This is a genomic window from Moraxella tarda, from assembly GCF_035181405.1.
In the GTDB taxonomy this organism is placed as follows: Bacteria; Pseudomonadota; Gammaproteobacteria; order Pseudomonadales; family Moraxellaceae; genus Moraxella.
This window is the reverse complement of sequence record NZ_JAYGGV010000002.1, coordinates 235,306-254,938: the sequence shown is the minus strand read 5'-3', so window position 1 is coordinate 254,938 and position 19,633 is coordinate 235,306. Positions and strand designations below refer to the sequence as shown.

Genomic DNA, 19,633 nt, shown 5'->3' with positions numbered 1-19,633 from the left:
CATGAACAGCGACAATCACCTTCAACCATGAATACCAACGACATAAAATAAGAAATAGTCCATGGAATAAATTAAGTATCATCAATGCCCATCTACTGCGGTCATGGCACACATTTCATCATGACTGATGACAAGGCAGTTTTTCCCATGCGTTTGATATTTATTACGCAGATTTAACTGATAGGCAGTCAGTGCCATGGCAGCAGCAACTCGTTTTGGTGTCAGTCGTTCTTTTTTATCAAAAGAAATCATTGTGTTTAGGGTTGTTTTGGCAAAATACATCCCAAATCTTGCCAGCGATTTGATAGAAAGCTTTTCTTTGGCAGGTGTCAGTTTATGCAAGCGAAAAAACACCACATCACCAAAATTTAGCGAACTCAAATAACGCTCAACATCAGATTTGGCAACCAGCTCAACATCTCCTTTGGCTTTATCCGCACCCATTTTTGATAAATAAAAAAATCGCTTGACACCTTTATCATGGCACGCTTTTGCAAAGGCCAAGTTAAACGACACATTAACTTGATGAAATTCATCACTGCTGGTAGCGTCCTTTTTGGCAATACTTAAACAGCTAAATACATCTGTATCCAAACCAATTGGCATACTGGCAATCGTATCAGATAGCACATCAAAATTTTGCACATGATAGATGTGTGTATTTTCGCTGATGGTACTTGGCTGTGTGCGTGTGATGATGATAAGCGTATCATAAAGTGCAGCAAGCTCTTGGGTAAGTGCCTTGCCCACTCGCCCAGACGCACCAATCAAGACAGCCTTTCTTTTCATAAATAAAATAAGTAACAACTATAAAATACCCCATTTTAACATAAAAGTGGCAAAAATTGATATTAATCACAGACAAAACCTTGCCAAAGCACCCAAAAATACCGTAGAATATGTCAGCCCCTAGATAAGTGCCGATTTTTATTGAAAATTTTAAAATTTTTTGATAAAATGGCGTTTTATTTTATAATGTTAGGCATCGTGTCTATTTTTAAGCATGGTCTTAGTTTAGAAATTTTGGTAAATTTTTTAATCATTACAGCCATTTCTTAAAAAAATGATGATCTGGTGGCTGCCCAAATCATCAAGCTTAACATTTTAACTTTAACATTAACAACTTTTATCCAAGGATAAACCATGGCAAACTCAGCACAAGCTCGTAAACGCGCTCGTCAAAATACTAAGCGTCGCCAACATCTAGCATCACAACGCTCAATGGTGCGTACTTTCATCAAGCGTGTCAACGCAGCCATCGAAGCAAAAGCATATGAATTAGCTACTGAAGCTTACAATAAAGCCGTACCAGTCATTGACCGTATGGCTGACAAAGGTGTGATTCATAAAAATAAAGCTGCTCGCCATAAGAGCCGTTTGAACGCCTCAATCAAAGCACTTAAAGACGCTTAATCTATCGTTGATGATATCTACAACATAGATAAAAAAAGACCTTATTTTAAGGTCTTTTTTTATTCTTTCATAATAAAAAGAGTCATAAAAGCTCATCAACAGAAATACGACCCTCTACCGTAAAAATCCGCTCATCACTTAATCTATACGCCACCAAACGACCACCCCATACACAACCACCATCTAGCGAGCGTACATCAGGGCTGGCAACTTTGGCTTGCAGAGCTGCCCAATGTCCAAATAAAATTCGGCGCTCCCTTGGGGTATCCCACAAAAACCAAGGGCGAAAGCCTATCGGCATTTTATCCAATAGACCCTCTTTAAAACTAAACTCCAGCTGACCTTCTTTATCACAAAGACGCATACGAGTCAAATAATTAGCAATCAAACGCAAGCGTTTGGCACCACCAATGTCATCATGCCATATGTTTGTTTTTTTAGCGTACAATTTTGGCAACAACCTATCAAGACTGGTCAAATCTGCACTCAAAGCAGCTTGCAACTCTTTGGCATATCTATTTGCCTCATCAATTGACCAATTTGGTGGAATGCCAGCATGAGTCAGCACCGTCTTATCATCAGGAAAAACAAGTAACGGCTGAGTACGCAACCAATTAAGTAACTCATCGCAGTCAGACGCACTAAAAATTGGTAAAGTTTTATCCTTGTGTTTGGGTGGCATGACACCACGCCACACAGCAATCAATGTAATGTCATGATTGCCAAGTACGGTGGTCAATGCTCCCTTATCAGACAATCGCTTAACCGTCCTTAGAGTCTGCAAAGAGTTCTCACCCCTTGCCACAATATCACCAGCAAGCCAAATTTTATCCTGATGCTCATCAAAATCAAGTACATCAAGCAGGCGTTCAAACGCCCCAAAACAACCTTGCAAATCACCGATCACATATTCATGACGATGGACTTTTTTTGTATTGTGAGTCATATTTACTTAATCATTTAAATGGTTTGCTTGCTGTTTTTGATTTACCAGATCTGATAAACGCACAAAATCTGCCACCGATAACGACTCTGGGCGAGCTTGCGAAGCAATGCCAATGCTGTCAAAATCACTCTCATTTAAAGTGGGTAGCAAGTTCACCATTTTAAAAATTGCTCGCAAAGTTTTGCGTCTATGATTGAAAGTCTCACGCACGATGGTGGCAAACAATGCCTCATTTTGAGCAGTGATTGGCTTATGCTGATAAGGCATCAGACGAAATACCGCCGAGGTTACTTTTGGTGGTGGGTTGAACGCACCTTTTGGCACAGTCAAAAGATACTCCGCCATACAATAATATTGCATAATGACAGACAAGCGACCATATTCCTTGCTGTTTGGCTCGGCAGTAATTCTATCAACCACTTCTTTTTGTAGCATGAAGTGCATATCGGTAATGACATCACCAAATTCAAGCAAACGAAACAAAATGGGCGTAGAAATATTATAAGGCAAATTGCCCACCACACGAAATGCACCCTTACCCACTGTTTCAGCAAGCTTGCGATAATCAATATGCATGGCATTATCATTAATGATGGTAAAATCAAGATGGCTATTGACACCAATATTGATTTTTAATTGACTTGCCAGATCACGGTCAAGCTCAATCACGGTCATGCCGTCTACTTCTGCCAAAAGTGGCTCGGTCAATGCACCAAGCCCTGGACCAATTTCTAGTAAATTATCCGTACGGGATAAACGAATAGAATCAACAATCTGCCGAATCACGCTCGTGTCGTGCAAAAAATTTTGACCAAAGCGTTTTTTGGGCGTATGACGGACTTCTTGGGGAGTTTTTGGAATATGTCGCATTAGATTTTAAATTTTAGTAAAATGATTTTAAGAAAAATCACTAATCATAGCATGATTTTGATGATTTTTCCATGTGTTTGACGCTTAGGATAATCAGCAAATCATTCATAAGTAAGATTGGTTAATCAATGGGTTAGATGGCTATATAAAATACTTGCACCAATCACAAATAGCACCAGACCACCGATAAACATGGCAATTTTGCCAAATCTAAGACCCAAACGATTGCCCAAATATAGCCCCAAAGTTGCCATGATGGTTGTAGCAACGCCAATTAATAGCGATGCCATATAAATATTAACTGCCAAAAATGCAAGAGATACACCCACCACCAAAGAATCAATACTTGTGGCAACAGCGGTGAGTATCATTAAAGCAAAATTATCTTTTGGATTCGTCTGATGCCCAACCTCATCATTTTGACTGTCTTGATTAACCATCGCCTCACGAATAAAGCGAATTGCCAAAAATAACAACAATACAAATGCAATCCAGTGGTCAATCTGCGATAACCAGCCTCGAGCTACCCCACCAAAAAACCAACCAATGATTGGTGCAATACCTTCAATAACCCCAAAGACAATGCCTGCCCTAAAAGCCTGAAAAAAACTTGTCTGTCTTTGTGTCGCCCCTTTGGCAATGGCACTGGCAAAGGCGTCCATGGACATACCAAAAGATAAGGCAAGTAAAGAAAATATAGTCATAATGTCATCAATTGAACATTTTTTGGTGGCGATTAAAAACAGATTGATATTAAAAATTATCTTTAAGCTGACGCAAAGTAGCAAATACCGATAATGGCGAGCTGTCTTTGATGGTACATTGTTTTTGAATGTTGTCAATCATACCTTGATGGTCAACCTGCAAAAAAACATTGATATTTCGTTCCTTATCAAGCGTAGTTGGTAAGGAAATCTGCCCCATGTCCAGTTTTTTTTGAGTTTGCTTAATGGCAAGCTGTATGCCATCTTTAACCGCATCAGCACAGATGGATAAACCAAATTTTAGATTATTCAGTGTGTATTCGTGTGCAGGATAAAACAGCGTATCGCTTGGCAACTGATTAAATCTTGATATACTCTCAAACAGCTCAGCAATTGTTCCTGTGAACACACGACCGCAACCGCCACTAAACAACGTATCACCACAAAATACATGACAAACCCCGCCGATATCGCACAAATAAGACAAATGCGTGTCGGTATGCCCTGGCGTGTGCCACACCTTAAAATCAAGCCCAAGCAAAGTAAACTCATCACCTTCTTTGACAAAAAAGCTAGTATCCACTCCATGCTCATGGTGAGCAAAAATTTGCATATTAGGATAAGCAGATTTTACAGCCGCCACACCGCCCACATGGTCATTGTGATGGTGCGTGATGAGCATGGCAATGGGCGTTAATTGATTGGTTTGTAGATAATCTAGCACAGGCCTGTCATCGCCTGCATCAACAATGATGGCCTGACCATCTTGGCTGATAATCCAAATATAGTTATCCTTAAAAACTTTAATCGCACAAATGGTTGGCATGGTTTGTCCCTTTGGTATCTTTATCATGGTGGACTGTTCATTAATGATGTATCCAATCTCAGTCAAAATTAGCCGTATCTTTGCTCGAATTCTTTCATAAAGACAACAAGTGATTGCACCTGTTCAAGTGTCACGGCATTATAGATACTGGCACGCATACCGCCTACTACACGATGGCCTTTAAGATTAAGCAGGCCTGCTTTTTTGCTTTCTTCTAAGAAAAGCTTGTCAAGATTTGTATCAGCAAGTTGAAATGGCACATTCATGATGGAGCGGTGCTTTGGATTCACTTTATTGCTATAAAAATCACTTTCATCAATCGCACGGTATAGCATATCCGCCTTGGCATGATTCAGCTTAGCAATGGCTTCTACACCACCATTTTCCAGTAGCCACTCAAACACAAGACCAGACAGATACCACGCATAAGTTGAGGGCGTGTTTAGCATACTGTCATTTTCAAACTGACTTTTATAGTTCATGATACTTGGACACCAAGCAGATGCTTGTTCTAGTAAGTCTTTACGCACGATAACCAAAGTCAGACCAGCAGGTCCGATATTTTTTTGAGCACCTGCATAAATCAAAGCAAAATCATCAACATTAATCGGCTCAGATAAAATACATGATGACAAATCTGCCACAATCGCAGAATCCACCTTTGGTGTGTCAAAAATTTGTACGCCATGAATGGTTTCATTTGGACAATAATGAAAATAAGACGCTTTATCTGACAACTGCCAAGTATCAACATTTGGCACATCGGTACCATCACCTTGGGCGACTAAGTTAATTTTACCCAAGCCCAATGTTTCATATCGCTTAGCCTCTTTGTAGGCTTTTTGCGACCATGTACCTGTGATTAGGTAGTCTGCCACACCGCCGTTTAGTAAGTTTAAAGGAATGGCAGAAAATTGCAATGCCGCCCCACCTTGCAAAAATAAAACCGCATAATCATCACTGATATTCATCAGCTTGCGTAAGTCCTGCTCGGCTTTGGTGGCAAGTTCAGTATAATCAGCACTACGATGGCTGATTTCCATCACAGATGCACCAGTACCACGCCAGTTTAATATTTCATCTTGTGCTTTTTGTAAAACAGCAGTCGGCATAGATGCAGGACCTGCACAAAAATTGGCTAAACGATTCATGATTACTTCCAGTTAATAGTTATGAGTCATCAAAATAAAAAGGCGGTGTCATTGTAGCAGATTTTTAATAAAATGGCGGAAAATCTGACAAAATTATCACAAATTTACAATTTGTACTCATGATATTTTTAGACTGTTTTGGTCATGTCATTTAAAAAATTCATCACGCTATTGCCCACAACATGCCCCATTGCAAGACACGCTGTCAAAAGATAACCGCCAGTCGGTGCTTCCCAATCAAGCATCTCGCCTGCAACAAAAACATGGGGATTGTTCTTAAATTGCAAACCATCACTCAAAGCAGATAGCTTGATCCCACCACCTGTGCTAATCGCTTCATCTATTGGTCGAAAACCATCAAATTTAATGGGCAATCTTTTAATAAAGCTCAGCATTTTATTTAAATCCGACCAGTCGGATTTTTGTGTACATTCTCTCATTAAAGCAATTTTTACAGGGTCCAGCCCTGCTTTTCTAAGAGCGTTATTTAAAGACTGCTTTTTGGTGCGATGACCAACCCTAGCAATCTCATTAAATGATTTATGAGGCAACAAGTCCAGCGTCAGGCTGATTTTACCGCACCGTATAATTTGATCTTGCATCGCACGATTAAGCTGATAAATCACTCCGCTTTCCATGCCATAATGACTGATGATAATATCGCCATATACAGACTCACCACCCACGCTCGCTTTTACTCTTTTTAATGGCTGTCCAAAGATGTGCTGTATGAAAGGCGACCAAGTGCGAATGATACCAACATTGCTGGCATAAAGCGGGGTCAATGCTTCGGCACAAAACCAATTTTGCCACAATCCATCTGAACCCAAACGAGCATACGAACCACCACCACACGCCAAGATGACGGCATCAAACTTTTGGGAAAATTCATCAATCACTTTGCCATACTTATCCAATCGCTCAAAACTCACCACATCATCGGCCACGCCCACACAGCGATGACGATAATAAAAGCTCACACCCTGCTTGGTCAAACGACTTAGCCACGCTCTTAAAAATTTAGAGGCTTTCATCTCTACAGGAAAAATTCGGCCACTAGAACCAACATAACTGTCAATACCAAGACAAGACAGCCACGCACAAATGTCCTTAGCATTGAAAGTGCGAACAAAATCACCTATGGCATGGGGTTGATAGCGAGTGATGAATAAGTCCAATGGTTCGCTATGAGAGATATTAAGACCAGTTTTTCCAGCCATGAGAATTTTTCGCCCTGCGGTAGGCATTTGCTCATAAACATAGACGGACACACCCTGCGTAGATAAAGTCTCTGCCGCCATCAATCCTGAGGCACCAGCCCCAATGATGGCAACACTTTTTTGGTGAGTTTTCATTGGTCAATACTTGATGCATCAAAACGAGTTTGGTAATAATTTGGTTTTAAAATAACCAACTCTTGACAAAGCTCGCCACGAGTCAAATACTTGATTTCAAAATGCGTGCGAGCCGATGCCTTATCAATCTCAAAACACTCATAAGGCAACAACCATACTTGATCAAGCAGCTGTTTTACTTCATCAATATACTCACCAATATTACTAGCAATTGTAATGGTCGCTCCCGCTTTCATGCGAGAAATGAGAAATTCAAAAAAAGGCATATTTAGCCAACGCTGATTTTTGTTGGCAGGCTCTGGATTTGGATAAAGAATAAAAACACCATCAAGTGAATTTGGGGCAATGTGATGAGCGGTGTAGGCAATTGCATCAGCATGAATGGCGGTTAGGTTGGTCAAGTTTTCGCTGGTGGCAAGTTTATGAAAAGCTTCAAATTTTTCACTTGTGCGTTCAATGGCAATCAAATGCTTATCAGCATTTGCCTTGGCAAACAATACGGCGTGCTTGCCTTTGCCTGCACCAATCTCCAAAAATAATGGAAGGTTGGTACTAACAGTTGGTACATTTTTTGGGGCAAATACCGCTTCTTTACGAAACTTACGCCCAAAATAATGCGACAACTCCTGCGATGGCAAATTCTCTTGTGCTTGTAAATGAACTTGGGATAAATCGGTCATGACGGCTCTTTTTGGTGAATGACATTTAGCGAATGATGGATGCCATTATAACAAATTCTTGACAAAATTTTTTAGTAAAATCACAACATTTGCTTTCTTAAAAATGACAAAAACCGCATGATGATTTATAATACTTTATCCATTTTAATATTTAGTTAATATTTAGCAATCATACAACAATCACTAAAAGACCAACAATCATGACTGACTTTATCATCGCTTACACCGATGGCGCCTGCAAAGGCAATGGCAAAGAAGGTGCTTGTGCTGGCGGATTTGGCACACACATCACCTACCCCAATGGCGATATTTTAAACATTTGGGGCGGAGAACCTGATACCACCAACAATCGCATGGAGCTGATGGGGGCAATCACCGCCCTAAAACGCACCCCCACCAATATGCCAATCCAAATTTGGACAGACTCAGGCTATGTCAAAGACGGCATCACCAAATGGATACACAGCTGGAAAAAAAACGGTTGGCGTAAAGCGGATAAAAAAGCTGTCTTAAATGTTGAATTGTGGCAACAGCTAGATACACTCACACAAAACCGATCGATTGATTGGCAATGGGTTAAAGGACACGCAGGACACGCAGGCAACGAAATGGCGGATAACCTTGCCAATCAAGGCGTATTAGGCTTTGGTGAGGAATTGATTAAAAACGAAAATAACAGCCCAGACAGTCGTGCAGATGACAATGATGATGCACCCAAATCAGCTTTGGCAGCATCTATGACAACAAATTTTACCATCAGCCCTGACAACAACCAAAATCCAAACTACGATGGCAACACTCGTCGTGCCAATCCTGATTTTTGGGCGATATTACCAGAGCCTGTTAATCGTGGCACAAAAAACCGCCAACTCATCATGGATACAGAAACTACAGGTTTTGATGACCAAGGTGGCGACCGCATCGTAGAGGTGGGTATCATTGAGATGGTGGGGCGACGCTTTACAGGCAATAAATTACATGTATATATCAATCCTGATAAAATCATGGATGATGAAGTTATCCGAGTGCATGGCATTTCAAATGAGTTTTTGACTGATAAGCCAAAATTTGCTGATGTTGCACAAGCAATCTATGATTTTATGATTGGTAGTGAAATTATCGCTCATAATGCGTCATTTGATATGCGTTTTTTGAATATGGAATTTAGCAAGGTGGGTTTGGGTGATTTTACCGAAAAGGTGCAGGTGACTGACTCACTTGCTATTGCCAAAGAACTCTACCCAGGTCAAAAAAACTCTTTGGACGCATTAGTTCGCCGTCTTAATGTTGGCAAACAAGATCGTACATTCCACGGAGCCTTGCTTGACTCTGAGATTTTGGCTGAAGTATATTTGGCCATGACAGGTGGTCAAATCGCCATGCACATGGAATATTCTGATGACCAGACTGGTGATACAGCCAGCGAAGCCAGCTTTGGCAATCTTTCAGATTTGGCAAATCTACTCAAAGCATCAGCAAGCGATGCAGATGCAGATCATGCTTGGCGTACACAGGTGCTATCATGAGCGTGTCATATTATGTGATTGATAAAGATGGCGTACTGTGCGATGAACATGGCACCCCTGCTGTCTTAACGGGCGAATTAAACGAGCATGGCATATCTCTTGAATTTAGTGAAATTCATGATGGTATTTTGGCAACATCTGCCTTTAGGCCAATTTTTGCCATTCATAAAGATTATGCCATTAGCATGGGGCTTATCCACTGCTATGGCGATAAATTTGACAGCACACAATTTACATCTTTGTCATTTTTAGCATATCGTCATGTGGTCAATTATTTAGACATAGACACAGCTCATGCCATCAGTCGTGCCATTTTACTCATACTTTGGCAAGCTGACCATCAGTTTTGTTCTCGTTGTGGCTCTCCCACCAAATCACATTATTCTGAACACGCCATGATGTGTGGTCGTTGCCATCATCGTGCCTACCCACGAATACAGCCCTGCGTGATCACTGCCATCACACGCATCAACCCTGACAATCAAAAACGCCAAATCCTACTCGCCTTACACCAACGCCATAAAGACATCGGCATGTATGGCTTGATAGCTGGCTTTGTTGAAGCGGGCGAATCCTTAGAACAATGCGTGCATCGTGAAGTTGCAGAGGAAGTCGGTTTAAAAATAGACAATATACGCTACATAAGCTCTCAACCTTGGCCTTACCCAAGTAATCTTATGATTGGCTTTATTGCTGATTATCAAAGCGGCGATGTGGTTTTGCAAGAAAGTGAATTGGCAGAGGCACGGTTTTTTGACACAGACAAACTGCCAATCATACCAAAAGTTGGCACCATTGCTCACGCACTCATTCAAAAAGTCGTCCAACTTGCATAATATTGCTTACATTTAATATAACAATAATAACCGCTAACATTTACCAGCCATGACCATCACCATCCGATTAGAAAACCTGCCTGTTTTATTCAGCCCTTTAAAGATAGATGCTCTGCCAGAGAATAAACGCATTGCCATCGCCAAAATTGATAAAATCCTACCACAAACTCAGTGCGGATTGTGCGGTCATCATGATGGTTGCCTGCCCTATGCGTATGGCGTTGTCATTAATGACGAAGCACCGAATTTGTGTGTACCAGGTGGTCAGGCTGTTACCGATCAAATCACAAGTATTTTAAATGCCACCCCAATGACTGCCACGCCTAGCAAATGGCATACCAATGATATCACCTCACGCCCTATTGAAGTCCGAGCGGTCATCAACGAAAGTGATTGTATTGGTTGCACCAAATGCATTCCTGCCTGCCCTGTTGATGCTATTATTGGTACTGCCAAACACATGCACAGCATCATCACCGAACTATGTACAGGTTGCGAACTGTGTCTAACCCCCTGCCCTGTGGACTGCATTGATTTGGTAGAATACCCAAGAATTTTAAGTGATGAGGAAAGAACCGATGAGCAAAACCACCTAAGAAAACGCTACCATCATCACCTAAATCGTGTTGAAACAAACATCAAACATGGCACCAAACCTGTTGTAAGCACAGTAGAATCTGCCATGGCAAATGTCATTACTACCAACGAGACCACTGTGATGAGCATTGATAAAAACACCGCCAAAAACACCATCGCCAATGCCAAACTTCGCACACAAATCAAAAAACTCAACAAACAATTATCCATTCGTGATAATGATGATTTACGCAAACAATTAGCACAATTGACCCAAAAGTTGCAAATTTTAGAATCAGACTCATAAAAAAACCTTACAATTTGTAAGGTTTTTTCACTAAAGCCGATGCAAAAATCATTCATTCACAAAAGCAATCTTTGACAACCCTGTGGTGCTGGCGACGGCAAGCACTTGTGCAACCATGTCATATTTACTTTCACGGTCAGCACGCAAATGCACTTGTGGATCAGCACCTTTGGCAACTTCATCAGCAAAGCGTTTTTCCAATTCCATCAAATCAATTTTTTCGCTGTCCCAATAGACATCACCTTTGTCATCGATACTAATTTGCAGTACTTCTGGTGGCTGCTCGTTGATGCTTGCGGTAGTTTTTGGCAAATCAAGTGGCACCGTTGGGTTTAGTACCGTTGCCGTTACCAAAAAAATAATCATCAATACCAACATGATATCAATAAGCGGAATGAGATTCATCTCATTCATACCACCATCTTCATTGTTACCCAATTCAAAAGCCATGATACCCCCTTCTTATTTATCGTGCGGTTTCAGCTAGGATTTGGTGGGCTGTATCATTAGCAACATGAATTGCACGCTTATTGGTACGAGTTGCGATATTATAAAACACCACCGCAGGAATCGCCACCGCCAAACCCAAGCCCGTCATGATCAGTGCTTCACCCACAGGGCCTGCGACCTGAGCAAGACCTGCTTGACCACTTTTGGCAATGCCATGTAAGGCATGAAAAATACCCCAGACCGTACCAAACAAGCCAATAAAAGGTGCGATAGAAGCTGTCGTACCCAAAACAGGCAGACCTTTCTCCATCTCATAGCGATAGCGTGCAATATTTTGCAATAATTTTTGCTCTACAACCATTTTCTTTTGACCAAAGTCCAAGCCATCAAGTTCTGTTGATGCACTCAATACAGACTGTCTTAGGTCATCGCCAATGCCACCTGCCAATTTGCACGACTGCACCACACGAATAATACCAACTACCCAAGAAACGACAGACAAAGCAAACAAAATAAAGAATAAGGTTTTGCTAACAGCGTCAGTATGACTCCAATAAAATGCAAAGTCCATAAAACTTCCTCACAAAAAATAAAAACTTTTAATAAGACAACTTAATTAATTAACTGTAAAACTCATTGGCAAACTTGCTCTACCACGGATAGGATTTCCTTGCTCATCTTTAAATGGATGAAATGATGCTCTTTTTAAAGCCAATTCAATTTGTCTATCCACAGCACGACCAAGTTTCGTAGATACACCCGTTGCACTGATGATACGCCCTTTTTCATCAATCACCAATTGCACCGTAAACTCAACAGTTTTTACTCGATCAGAGCCTGCATCAATATTTGAAAAATTCGGTTTTTTCTTCCAACTGGCATTCGCTTTGGTGGCACTGATGGTCATTTCGCCCACAGCATTAGTAGTGCTGCGATCCTCACTGCTTTTTTTGTTACTGTTGTTTGCAGCAGCTTGCGCCTCTGCTTGCGCCTTTGCAATGGCATCAGCCTGTGCTTTGGCTCGTGCTTCTGCCTCTGCCTTTAGACGCATCGCCTCAGCATGAGCCCTCTCACGCTCCTGTCTTTGTGCTTCAGCCTGTTGTTGCGCCTCCCATTTTGCTTGAGCCTCATCATGTTGCTTGGCAGCCAATATCTCATCTGGGCGATTGATATTTTTCTCAGGTACTTTTGGTGGTTCCTTTTTGGGCTCAACCTTAGGCTTGGGTTCAACTTTGGGTTCAATTTTAGGCACAACCTTGGGTTCTGCTTGTTTTTGCTTGATAGGCTCTGGAGGTGGTTCGGGTTTTTTTTCGACTTTTGGCTCTTCTTTAAGCTCGGTAGCTTCTGACGAAGCAACGCTCTCGATGATATCCACTTTGATGGGCGATGTGATTTTAAGCGGTTTTAACTTTGGCGTCTGCATATTTGCCAAACCAAAATACACCAACCCATGCAACACCATCGCCACACCAACGGCTATGGCTTTTACACCATTATTTGAAGTAAAATTCATATTATTCATGGTTATAATTGCCTGTACACATATACTACTGCGTGATAATCCATAATACAAACGATAATAATTATTAATGTCATATTATCTTAGATTTTACAGAAAATATCAAGCTAATTTTTCAATAATTTTACATATAGCAACGAACCATTATAACATAATGGTAATAGTTTATAAATTTAAGCTCATCATAAAAAAATAGGATTTAGCATGTACCAAATCCTATTTTTAATCACATCAATTTTACTTGCATCATCTTATAACGCACTCACCACCAACTCCCCCATTTGCTCACACCCCACAAGCGTTGTGCCGTCTTCATAAATATCTTTGGTGCGATAGCCGTCCGCCAATACCGCTTGCACGGCGTTTTCCACTTGCTTGGCACGCATTTCATCATTTAAGCTATACCGAAGCATCATCGCAAGCGATAAAATGGTCGCCAGTGGATTGGCTTTGTCTGCCCCTGCAATGTCAGGTGCAGAGCCGTGGCTTGGCTCATAAAGCCCTTTGCCATTTTCATCAAGGCTTGCCGATGGGAGCATACCAATAGAGCCTGTTAGTATAGACGCTTGGTCGGACAAAATATCACCAAAGATATTGCCTGTGGCGATAACATCAAACTGCTTGGGGTTTTTGATAAGTTGCATCGCACAATTATCCACATACATATGCGACAACGCCACATCTGGATACTCTTTGGCAACTTCATTAAAAATCTGTTTCCATAATTCGGTCGTTTCTAACACATTGGCTTTATCCACACTACACAGTTTTTTGTTTCGCTTTTGGGCAGATTCAAAGGCAACTTTGGCAATACGGCGAATTTCGTTCTCGCTATATCGCATCGTATTAAAGCCCTCTCGCTCGCCATTATCAAGGGTAACAATGCCTCGTGGCTCGCCAAAATAAATATCGCCTGTCAGCTCTCGCACAATCAACATATCAAGCCCTGCGACCACTTCGCTTTTTAAAGTAGAAGCGTTCGCCAATTCTTCGTATAAAATGGCAGGGCGTAAATTGGCAAATAAATTTAAGTCTTTACGAATTGCCAAAAGCCCCCGTTCTGGGCGTAATGCTCTCTCCAAATTATCATATTGTGGCGAACCGACTGCTCCCAACAGCACGGCATCGGCTTTTTGCACGATTTTTTGGGTCTCATTGGGATAAGGAGAGCCATAAGCGTCATAGGCTTCTCCGCCCAATTTGGCATATTCATAACTTGCCTGTAAACCATTTTGAATAAGTTTATCCAATACTTTAACGGCTTGGGCAACAATTTCAGGGCCGATACCGTCGCCTTTTAGGATTGCGATGTGTTTCATAAAGATTTCCTTAATCAATTCAACCAAAAGTTATTGCGTATTGCAAATTAGGATTTTCTCTTTTAAATTGCTCAAAGGCTGTCCGATACCATTTTGGGTCATTGGCAGGTAAATCGTAATCTTCATAAACTGCCACACCAAAAAATTCACCATCTAGCCAAGGCTCAATTCCCCAAATGTTAATATTTTTCTGTTCTGCACGATTGAGTACGATTTCAAAATCAGTTTGGCAGACATAAAAAATATCTGGGGCATCAAACCCTATATTTAAATTGGTTAAGCCATTAAATAAATAGTTTGCAATACTCATATCAAGCATTCAATTCTTTAAACACCCAAGGTCTATCCACTTTGGCTTTTTCTTCAAAGGCTTTAATGTCATCGCTATTTTGCAAAGTTAGTCCAATATCATCAAGTCCATTTAACAAACAATGCTTACGAAATGCATCCACTTCAAAGGCGTATTCTTTGCCAGTTGGGCTAATCACTTTTTGATTTGCCAAATCTACGGTTAATTGATAACCGACAGTATCAAAACATTCTTTAAAAAGTTCATCAACTTCACTTTCAGACAAAATCACAGGAAGCATACCGTTTTTAAAGCAGTTGTTATAAAAAATATCGGCAAAACTTGGGGCGATAATCGTGCGAAAGCCAAATTCATTCAATGCCCAAGGGGCGTGTTCACGGCTAGAACCACAGCCAAAATTGGTGCGTGCCAAAAGAATGCTTGCACCAATATAACGCGCTTGATTTAGCACAAAATCAGGATTTTTGGGGCGTGCATTGATGTCTTGCCCCAAATAGCCTTCGTCCAAATATCGCAGTTCATCAAACAAATTATCGCCAAAGCCTGTGCGTTTGATGGATTTTAAAAACTGCTTGGGAATAATCAAATCGGTGTCCACATTGGCACGGTCTAGTGGGGCAACAATGCCAATTTCGGTGGTGTATTTTTTCATAATTTTTGCCTTATTAGAGTTCAAAAGGGTTTAATATGCGAATGCCTTGAATGATTTGCCCGTGCGTTAAATCCTCAGAATACATTATTTTGCAATCGGCTCTATATCCAGCGACAATCATTAAAGCGTCCCACAATCTTAATTTATGATGAATGCTTACCTTAATACCTTGTTCAATGAGCGAAACATCGGTCAATACAATGGGCAATTTACTCAAATTAGCAACCGTATTTTGCATTTGGACTGGGTCTAATTTAAGTTTATAGGTGGTAACATTATAAAACTCTTGCAAAACTTGGGTAGAAATCACAAGATTTTGATTGATTTGCAAATTTGTGATTAAATCCAAAGCCATTTGGCGTTTTTCTGGAAACCGCCCATCAACCGTATAAACCAAAATGTTGGTATCAATAAAGGCTTTATCGCTCATACTTTATCGCTCATAGATATCATCTCGTGTCCAACCACGCTCATTTTGTGGTAAATGCGTGGCAATATTTTGCGATGCCTTTTCGGTCATTGCCAAAAAATTGGTAATCCAATTTTTATCGGTTTTATCTTCACTCACCGCCAAATAATCCAAAGACGAATATTCATCAATATCTTTTTGTAATATCACATCATTGGAAAAACTTTGAATGTCTTGGGAATTTTTTTTATCTTCCAAAGAACCCAATAAACCGTCTTGATTATTTGCATTTAATGGCTGTAATGGATTATTAACCGAATGAATGATTTTTTCAACCAATACCATTTTATCGGCATTGTTTAAATGCTGTATCATTTGATAATAATGCTCCACAATTTCAATAGGCATTTTATGCTCCCATTTACCAACTATAATAAGCCGTCAAACTTGCTGTTGCCAATACTTTGCCATTTAAATTAAATCCCAAAACCGCAGGGCTAATGTTATTGCCCAAATCCAATTTTTGATTTAGGGCATACAGCGTAAAAATATAGCGGTGCGGTTTATCGCCTTTTGGGGGAAATGCCCCAATAAAACCGTCCAGTCCTGCATCATTTTTTAGCTCAATAATACCATTGCCAAAATCATTGGATTTGTTTTTGGGCATTTCATTAAAATGACTAGGAATATTCAACACATTCCAATGCCAAAAGCCCGAGCCTGTTGGGGCGTCTGGGTCATACATCGTAATCACAAAACTTTGGGTGTCTTTTGGGGCGTTTTGCCATTTCAGATTGGGGCTGATATTACCCCCAGTATAACCCCAAATATTGGCGACATAGTCATTGGACAGCGTGCTACCTTCGTTAATATCATCACAAGTTAGCACCATATCGCCTTGTGGCTGGGTGGGATTGCGTACATCTAGGTAGGTGTTTTGGGTTAAGTCGGTCATCGTATTTTCCTTTAAACAATCAATAAAAAATCAACCAAATTTATCGCTCATACACTTTAACACATAATTTTGATAATCATCAAGCGTGTTAAATAAAATTTTGACAAGTTCACTATAAGTCATCATTTGTATTCGGTGCATTCAATGTCTTTGACTTCACAAAACATGGCATCGTTTTTGGCAAGGCATTGTTTTTGGGTATCCAAAATCGCTTTGCCACGGCTTGTGTTTTCGGCTTTAAAAGTATCTATAAACGGCTTAATTTGACACACATAAATCGGTGCATTCTCTTTAATACGACCGTCAATAATCACCGCTTGGGAGCTTGGTGTTTGTATGACAATCGGTACAGCCTTGCCAGTGGTATCTGTAACAACACAAGCACTCAAAAGACTTAACATCGGTAGTACTAATAATAATTTTTTCATAAAAGCTCCAAATGTTAAATTAGATTATTATTTAGTCATCATTCTACAATAACTGGAATATTAAACTTATCAAAAGCGTCAATCAAATTTTGAATTTTCTGTTCGTCATTATGAACCAATAAAAAATAAGCATTATCTTGCAAACCCAATTCCACAAAACGCAAATTGTGCGGTGCTAATTTCTTACTAAAGTAATTCAAGACATATTGACGATTTGAATCATAATTGTCATAAAAATCCATTTCATCAAATTCATCTTCATCGCCAACAGCTTCTTCATAATCATCAAACATATCGTCGGTATCAATGGTTAATTGATGTTTTTTAATAATAAAAAACTTATCAAAATCTATATAAGGCTCTGTCCATTCCATATATTCCATAAATTGACCATCAGCAAAACGTGCATAGCCATTATCCGCATCCCACCCCAAAAGTGGAAATAATACATCATAAAGCAATGAACTATCATTGCTATTATATTGAATTTTATCCAACAGGCTATCTGGTACTTCTGCACATTCTGCTAAAGTATTTTTTAAAATGTCTAAATTTTTCATAAAAGCTCCAAATTTAATTTAAGCATAAGTTTTTTGTTAAGATTTCATTTTCTATTTCCAAATAAGTTTTAACTTTGCCATTTTTTAAATAATTACTTGCAAAATATTCCCAGTCGTGTAAATAAACCACTCGTTTTTGTCGCTACCAATACCGATTGTTGAACCGTAAAACCATTGATTAAATTCGTCAGCACAGGGCAAATTTTGTGTGTCATCATACAATACGCCAATTAAATCATTTTCGTATTCTACAATATTTAAATCAAAATAAGTTTTTTTACCTGTTTTCATTATTTTATAAATAAGACAACCCATCTTACCACAGATTGCCTTATTTTTCACGCTTACACCACCGACCGCACATCCACAAAATGCCCCGCTATCGCTGCCGCTGCCGCCATTGCAGGGCTTACAAGGTGCGTGCGACCGCCATTGCCTTGACGACCTTCAAAATTGCGGTTTGATGTACTGGCACAATGCTCGCCTGCTTGCAGTTTGTCGGCGTTCATTGCAAGGCACATAGAACAGCCCGGCTGCCGCCACTCAAACCCTGCGTCCACAAAAATCTTGTCCAAGCCCTCTTTTTCGGCTTGTTTTTTGACAAGACCCGAACCTGCCACAATCATCGCTTGCTTGATGGTGGGTGCGACTTTTTTGCCCTTGACAATTTTGGCAACTTCTTGCAAATCTTCAATGCGTGAATTGGTACACGAGCCAATAAACACACGGTCAAGGCGAATGTCCGACAGCGACTGACCTGCCGTCAAGCCCATATATTGATACGCTCGCTCATAGGCATTTTTTTGCACTTCGTCTGTCGCATCATCAAGCGTTGGCACGGTTTTGGAGACTGGCACGACCATTTCAGGCGATGTTCCCCACGAGATTTGCGGTTCAATCTCATCGCCATTTAGCACCACAATTTCATCAAAATACGCATCATCATCTGAATGCAAAGTATTCCAATAATTGACCGCCTTGTCCCAAGTCTCGCCTGTTGGGGCGTAAGGGCGACCTTTGACATAGTCTATGGTCTTGTCGTCCACCGCCACAAGCCCCACCCTTGCCCCTGCTTCAATTGCCATATTGCACACGGTCATACGCCCCTCTACCGACATATCACGAAACACTTGTCCACCAAATTCAATAGCATAACCTGTTCCGCCTGCCGTGCCAATTTTGCCAATAATCGCCAAAATCACATCTTTTGGGGTAACGCCAGCCCCCAATTTACCGTCCACACGAATGAGCATATTTTTCATTTTTTTGGCAATCAAGCATTGGGTGGCAAGCACGTGTTCCACTTCACTGGTGCCAATGCCGTGTGCCAAACAGCCCAAAGCACCGTGGGTGGCGGTATGACTGTCGCCACACACCACCGTCATACCAGGCAAGGTCAGCCCCTGTTCTGGCCCGACCACGTGGACGATGCCTTGGCGTTCGTCATTGATGCCAAATTGCACAATATCAAAGGCATTGCAATTATCATCAAGCGTTTTGACTTGAATGCGTGAAGTGTCATCCACAATCCCTGCGATGCCCTGTTCACGCTCAAAGGTAGAAGTGGGCACATTGTGGTCAGGCGTTGCGATGTTGGCGGAGTGTCGCCAAGGCGTGCGATTTGCCAAAGCCAAGCCCTCAAAGGCTTGTGGACTGGTAACTTCGTGCAACAATTGGCGGTCAATATAAATGAGTGCCGAGCCGTCATCACGCTGTTTGACCAAATGGTCGTCCCAAAGTTTGTCGTATAAGGTTTTGCCTGCCATTATTGTCTCCAAAAATGTGTGGGTATTTGTAAGTTTAAATAATTATAGCACATTTCAAAAATAAATCTAATTTAT

25 protein-coding genes are annotated in these 19,633 nt (G+C 40.7%); 4 read left to right on the top strand and 21 right to left on the bottom strand.

All coding sequences use genetic code 11. The annotated features are described in order from the left end of the window. Nucleotides 1–81: 81 nt before the first annotated feature. A complete protein-coding gene (locus U9670_RS03750) occupies nucleotides 82–789 on the bottom strand; it encodes an NAD(P)H-binding protein (protein WP_323841458.1) in 708 nt (235 codons plus the stop codon). Between the two features lie 354 nt (nucleotides 790–1,143). On the opposite strand from U9670_RS03750, the gene rpsT reads away from it, so the two are divergent. Continuing rightward, complete coding sequence (gene rpsT, locus U9670_RS03745) at nucleotides 1,144–1,413, top strand: 30S ribosomal protein S20 (RefSeq protein WP_323841457.1); 270 nt, start codon at nucleotides 1,144–1,146, stop codon at nucleotides 1,411–1,413. Nucleotides 1,414–1,495: 82 nt separating this feature from the next. Here the strand turns inward: rpsT and U9670_RS03740 are convergent, their stop codons facing one another. From U9670_RS03740 to U9670_RS03710, 7 genes are all read right to left on the bottom strand, one after another. After that, nucleotides 1,496–2,359, bottom strand: a complete 864-nt coding sequence (locus tag U9670_RS03740) for a symmetrical bis(5'-nucleosyl)-tetraphosphatase (protein ID WP_323841456.1) — start codon at nucleotides 2,357–2,359, stop codon at nucleotides 1,496–1,498. Nucleotides 2,360–2,365: 6 nt separating this feature from the next. Next, a complete protein-coding gene (rsmA, locus tag U9670_RS03735; protein ID WP_323841455.1) occupies nucleotides 2,366–3,229 on the bottom strand; it encodes a 16S rRNA (adenine(1518)-N(6)/adenine(1519)-N(6))-dimethyltransferase RsmA in 864 nt (287 codons plus the stop codon). 125 nt (nucleotides 3,230–3,354) lie between these two features. Continuing rightward, the gene (locus tag U9670_RS03730; RefSeq protein WP_323841454.1) at nucleotides 3,355–3,933 is read right to left on the bottom strand and encodes a manganese efflux pump MntP; all 579 of its coding nucleotides are present in this window, start codon (nucleotides 3,931–3,933) and stop codon (nucleotides 3,355–3,357) included. A gap of 49 nt (nucleotides 3,934–3,982) precedes the next feature. Further along, a complete protein-coding gene (gene gloB / locus U9670_RS03725; RefSeq protein WP_323841453.1) occupies nucleotides 3,983–4,759 on the bottom strand; it encodes a hydroxyacylglutathione hydrolase in 777 nt (258 codons plus the stop codon). 68 nt (nucleotides 4,760–4,827) lie between these two features. After that, a complete protein-coding gene (gene serC / locus U9670_RS03720) occupies nucleotides 4,828–5,910 on the bottom strand; it encodes a 3-phosphoserine/phosphohydroxythreonine transaminase (protein ID WP_323841452.1) in 1,083 nt (360 codons plus the stop codon). A gap of 128 nt (nucleotides 5,911–6,038) precedes the next feature. Further along, nucleotides 6,039–7,265, bottom strand: a complete 1,227-nt coding sequence (locus tag U9670_RS03715) for a TIGR03862 family flavoprotein (protein WP_323841451.1) — start codon at nucleotides 7,263–7,265, stop codon at nucleotides 6,039–6,041. Beyond that, entirely contained in the window at nucleotides 7,262–7,945 is a 684-nt protein-coding gene (locus U9670_RS03710) for a class I SAM-dependent methyltransferase (RefSeq protein ID WP_323841450.1), read from the bottom strand. The genes U9670_RS03715 and U9670_RS03710 overlap by 4 nt, the downstream gene beginning before the upstream one ends. Before the next feature lie 200 nt (nucleotides 7,946–8,145). Between U9670_RS03710 and dnaQ the strand changes: the two genes are divergently transcribed. The 3 genes from dnaQ to U9670_RS03695 are packed head-to-tail and all read left to right on the top strand — an operon-like array spanning nucleotide 8,146 to nucleotide 11,190. Further along, complete coding sequence (gene dnaQ / locus U9670_RS03705) at nucleotides 8,146–9,471, top strand: DNA polymerase III subunit epsilon (protein WP_323841449.1); 1,326 nt, start codon at nucleotides 8,146–8,148, stop codon at nucleotides 9,469–9,471. Then, the gene (gene nudC, locus U9670_RS03700; protein ID WP_323841448.1) at nucleotides 9,468–10,307 is read left to right on the top strand and encodes an NAD(+) diphosphatase; all 840 of its coding nucleotides are present in this window, start codon (nucleotides 9,468–9,470) and stop codon (nucleotides 10,305–10,307) included. The genes dnaQ and nudC overlap by 4 nt, the downstream gene beginning before the upstream one ends. Before the next feature lie 49 nt (nucleotides 10,308–10,356). After that, nucleotides 10,357–11,190, top strand: coding sequence for an RnfABCDGE type electron transport complex subunit B (locus tag U9670_RS03695; RefSeq protein WP_323841447.1), 834 nt, complete (start codon nucleotides 10,357–10,359; stop codon nucleotides 11,188–11,190). 48 nt (nucleotides 11,191–11,238) lie between these two features. Here U9670_RS03695 and U9670_RS03690 read toward each other — a convergent pair whose 3' ends face one another. The 13 genes from U9670_RS03690 to leuC all read right to left on the bottom strand — a co-directional run bounded on the left by U9670_RS03690 (nucleotide 11,239) and on the right by leuC (nucleotide 19,558). Beyond that, nucleotides 11,239–11,640 carry an ExbD/TolR family protein gene (locus U9670_RS03690; RefSeq protein WP_323841446.1) on the bottom strand — a complete coding sequence of 134 codons (402 nt, stop codon included), beginning with the start codon at nucleotides 11,638–11,640 and terminating at the stop codon, nucleotides 11,239–11,241. Nucleotides 11,641–11,656: 16 nt separating this feature from the next. Further along, on the bottom strand, nucleotides 11,657–12,211 hold the full coding sequence (locus tag U9670_RS03685; RefSeq protein ID WP_323841445.1) for a MotA/TolQ/ExbB proton channel family protein: 555 nt from the start codon (nucleotides 12,209–12,211) through the stop codon (nucleotides 11,657–11,659). Between the two features lie 45 nt (nucleotides 12,212–12,256). After that, the gene (locus U9670_RS03680) at nucleotides 12,257–13,162 is read right to left on the bottom strand and encodes an energy transducer TonB (protein WP_323841444.1); all 906 of its coding nucleotides are present in this window, start codon (nucleotides 13,160–13,162) and stop codon (nucleotides 12,257–12,259) included. Between the two features lie 248 nt (nucleotides 13,163–13,410). Beyond that, on the bottom strand, nucleotides 13,411–14,478 hold the full coding sequence (leuB, locus tag U9670_RS03675; RefSeq protein WP_323841443.1) for a 3-isopropylmalate dehydrogenase: 1,068 nt from the start codon (nucleotides 14,476–14,478) through the stop codon (nucleotides 13,411–13,413). A gap of 19 nt (nucleotides 14,479–14,497) precedes the next feature. Continuing rightward, entirely contained in the window at nucleotides 14,498–14,788 is a 291-nt protein-coding gene (locus U9670_RS03670; RefSeq protein WP_323841442.1) for a hypothetical protein, read from the bottom strand. Between the two features lies 1 nt (nucleotide 14,789). Next, entirely contained in the window at nucleotides 14,790–15,440 is a 651-nt protein-coding gene (gene leuD / locus U9670_RS03665; protein WP_323841441.1) for a 3-isopropylmalate dehydratase small subunit, read from the bottom strand. A gap of 13 nt (nucleotides 15,441–15,453) precedes the next feature. Next, the gene (locus tag U9670_RS03660; protein WP_323841440.1) at nucleotides 15,454–15,870 is read right to left on the bottom strand and encodes a PIN domain-containing protein; all 417 of its coding nucleotides are present in this window, start codon (nucleotides 15,868–15,870) and stop codon (nucleotides 15,454–15,456) included. Nucleotides 15,871–15,873: 3 nt separating this feature from the next. Beyond that, complete coding sequence (locus tag U9670_RS03655; RefSeq protein WP_323841439.1) at nucleotides 15,874–16,257, bottom strand: hypothetical protein; 384 nt, start codon at nucleotides 16,255–16,257, stop codon at nucleotides 15,874–15,876. 13 nt (nucleotides 16,258–16,270) lie between these two features. Further along, on the bottom strand, nucleotides 16,271–16,804 hold the full coding sequence (locus U9670_RS03650; protein ID WP_323841438.1) for a YbhB/YbcL family Raf kinase inhibitor-like protein: 534 nt from the start codon (nucleotides 16,802–16,804) through the stop codon (nucleotides 16,271–16,273). A 122-nt stretch (nucleotides 16,805–16,926) separates the two neighbouring features. Then, on the bottom strand, nucleotides 16,927–17,232 hold the full coding sequence (locus tag U9670_RS03645) for a hypothetical protein (RefSeq protein WP_323841437.1): 306 nt from the start codon (nucleotides 17,230–17,232) through the stop codon (nucleotides 16,927–16,929). Between the two features lie 38 nt (nucleotides 17,233–17,270). Next, a complete protein-coding gene (locus tag U9670_RS03640; RefSeq protein WP_323841436.1) occupies nucleotides 17,271–17,792 on the bottom strand; it encodes a hypothetical protein in 522 nt (173 codons plus the stop codon). Between the two features lie 84 nt (nucleotides 17,793–17,876). Next, nucleotides 17,877–18,134 carry a hypothetical protein gene (locus U9670_RS03635; RefSeq protein WP_323841435.1) on the bottom strand — a complete coding sequence of 86 codons (258 nt, stop codon included), beginning with the start codon at nucleotides 18,132–18,134 and terminating at the stop codon, nucleotides 17,877–17,879. 2 nt (nucleotides 18,135–18,136) lie between these two features. Next, nucleotides 18,137–19,558: a 3-isopropylmalate dehydratase large subunit gene (gene leuC / locus U9670_RS03630; protein ID WP_323841434.1), complete on the bottom strand. Its 1,422-nt coding sequence runs from the start codon at nucleotides 19,556–19,558 to the stop codon at nucleotides 18,137–18,139. Nucleotides 19,559–19,633: the final 75 nt, after the last annotated feature.

What these genes read in the sequence shown, in the direction of transcription:
- U9670_RS03655 (WP_323841439.1), bottom strand. Translation starts at nt 16,257, where the DNA reads ATGCCTATTGAAATTGTGGAGCATTATTATCAAATGATACAGCATTTA.
- serC (WP_323841452.1), bottom strand. Translation starts at nt 5,910, where the DNA reads ATGAATCGTTTAGCCAATTTTTGTGCAGGTCCTGCATCTATGCCGACT.
- leuC (WP_323841434.1), bottom strand. Translation starts at nt 19,558, where the DNA reads ATGGCAGGCAAAACCTTATACGACAAACTTTGGGACGACCATTTGGTC.
- U9670_RS03690 (WP_323841446.1), bottom strand. Translation starts at nt 11,640, where the DNA reads ATGGCTTTTGAATTGGGTAACAATGAAGATGGTGGTATGAATGAGATG.
- leuB (WP_323841443.1), bottom strand. Translation starts at nt 14,478, where the DNA reads ATGAAACACATCGCAATCCTAAAAGGCGACGGTATCGGCCCTGAAATT.
- U9670_RS03750 (WP_323841458.1), bottom strand. Translation starts at nt 789, where the DNA reads ATGAAAAGAAAGGCTGTCTTGATTGGTGCGTCTGGGCGAGTGGGCAAG.
- U9670_RS03685 (WP_323841445.1), bottom strand. Translation starts at nt 12,211, where the DNA reads ATGGACTTTGCATTTTATTGGAGTCATACTGACGCTGTTAGCAAAACC.
- U9670_RS03645 (WP_323841437.1), bottom strand. Translation starts at nt 17,232, where the DNA reads ATGAAAAAATTATTATTAGTACTACCGATGTTAAGTCTTTTGAGTGCT.
- U9670_RS03740 (WP_323841456.1), bottom strand. Translation starts at nt 2,359, where the DNA reads ATGACTCACAATACAAAAAAAGTCCATCGTCATGAATATGTGATCGGT.
- rpsT (WP_323841457.1), top strand. Translation starts at nt 1,144, where the DNA reads ATGGCAAACTCAGCACAAGCTCGTAAACGCGCTCGTCAAAATACTAAG.
- leuD (WP_323841441.1), bottom strand. Translation starts at nt 15,440, where the DNA reads ATGAAAAAATACACCACCGAAATTGGCATTGTTGCCCCACTAGACCGT.
- U9670_RS03710 (WP_323841450.1), bottom strand. Translation starts at nt 7,945, where the DNA reads ATGACCGATTTATCCCAAGTTCATTTACAAGCACAAGAGAATTTGCCA.
- rsmA (WP_323841455.1), bottom strand. Translation starts at nt 3,229, where the DNA reads ATGCGACATATTCCAAAAACTCCCCAAGAAGTCCGTCATACGCCCAAA.
- U9670_RS03670 (WP_323841442.1), bottom strand. Translation starts at nt 14,788, where the DNA reads ATGAGTATTGCAAACTATTTATTTAATGGCTTAACCAATTTAAATATA.
- U9670_RS03650 (WP_323841438.1), bottom strand. Translation starts at nt 16,804, where the DNA reads ATGACCGACTTAACCCAAAACACCTACCTAGATGTACGCAATCCCACC.
- U9670_RS03695 (WP_323841447.1), top strand. Translation starts at nt 10,357, where the DNA reads ATGACCATCACCATCCGATTAGAAAACCTGCCTGTTTTATTCAGCCCT.
- U9670_RS03640 (WP_323841436.1), bottom strand. Translation starts at nt 17,792, where the DNA reads ATGAAAAATTTAGACATTTTAAAAAATACTTTAGCAGAATGTGCAGAA.
- nudC (WP_323841448.1), top strand. Translation starts at nt 9,468, where the DNA reads ATGAGCGTGTCATATTATGTGATTGATAAAGATGGCGTACTGTGCGAT.
- U9670_RS03660 (WP_323841440.1), bottom strand. Translation starts at nt 15,870, where the DNA reads ATGAGCGATAAAGCCTTTATTGATACCAACATTTTGGTTTATACGGTT.
- gloB (WP_323841453.1), bottom strand. Translation starts at nt 4,759, where the DNA reads ATGCCAACCATTTGTGCGATTAAAGTTTTTAAGGATAACTATATTTGG.
- U9670_RS03680 (WP_323841444.1), bottom strand. Translation starts at nt 13,162, where the DNA reads ATGAATAATATGAATTTTACTTCAAATAATGGTGTAAAAGCCATAGCC.
- U9670_RS03730 (WP_323841454.1), bottom strand. Translation starts at nt 3,933, where the DNA reads ATGACTATATTTTCTTTACTTGCCTTATCTTTTGGTATGTCCATGGAC.
- dnaQ (WP_323841449.1), top strand. Translation starts at nt 8,146, where the DNA reads ATGACTGACTTTATCATCGCTTACACCGATGGCGCCTGCAAAGGCAAT.
- U9670_RS03715 (WP_323841451.1), bottom strand. Translation starts at nt 7,265, where the DNA reads ATGAAAACTCACCAAAAAAGTGTTGCCATCATTGGGGCTGGTGCCTCA.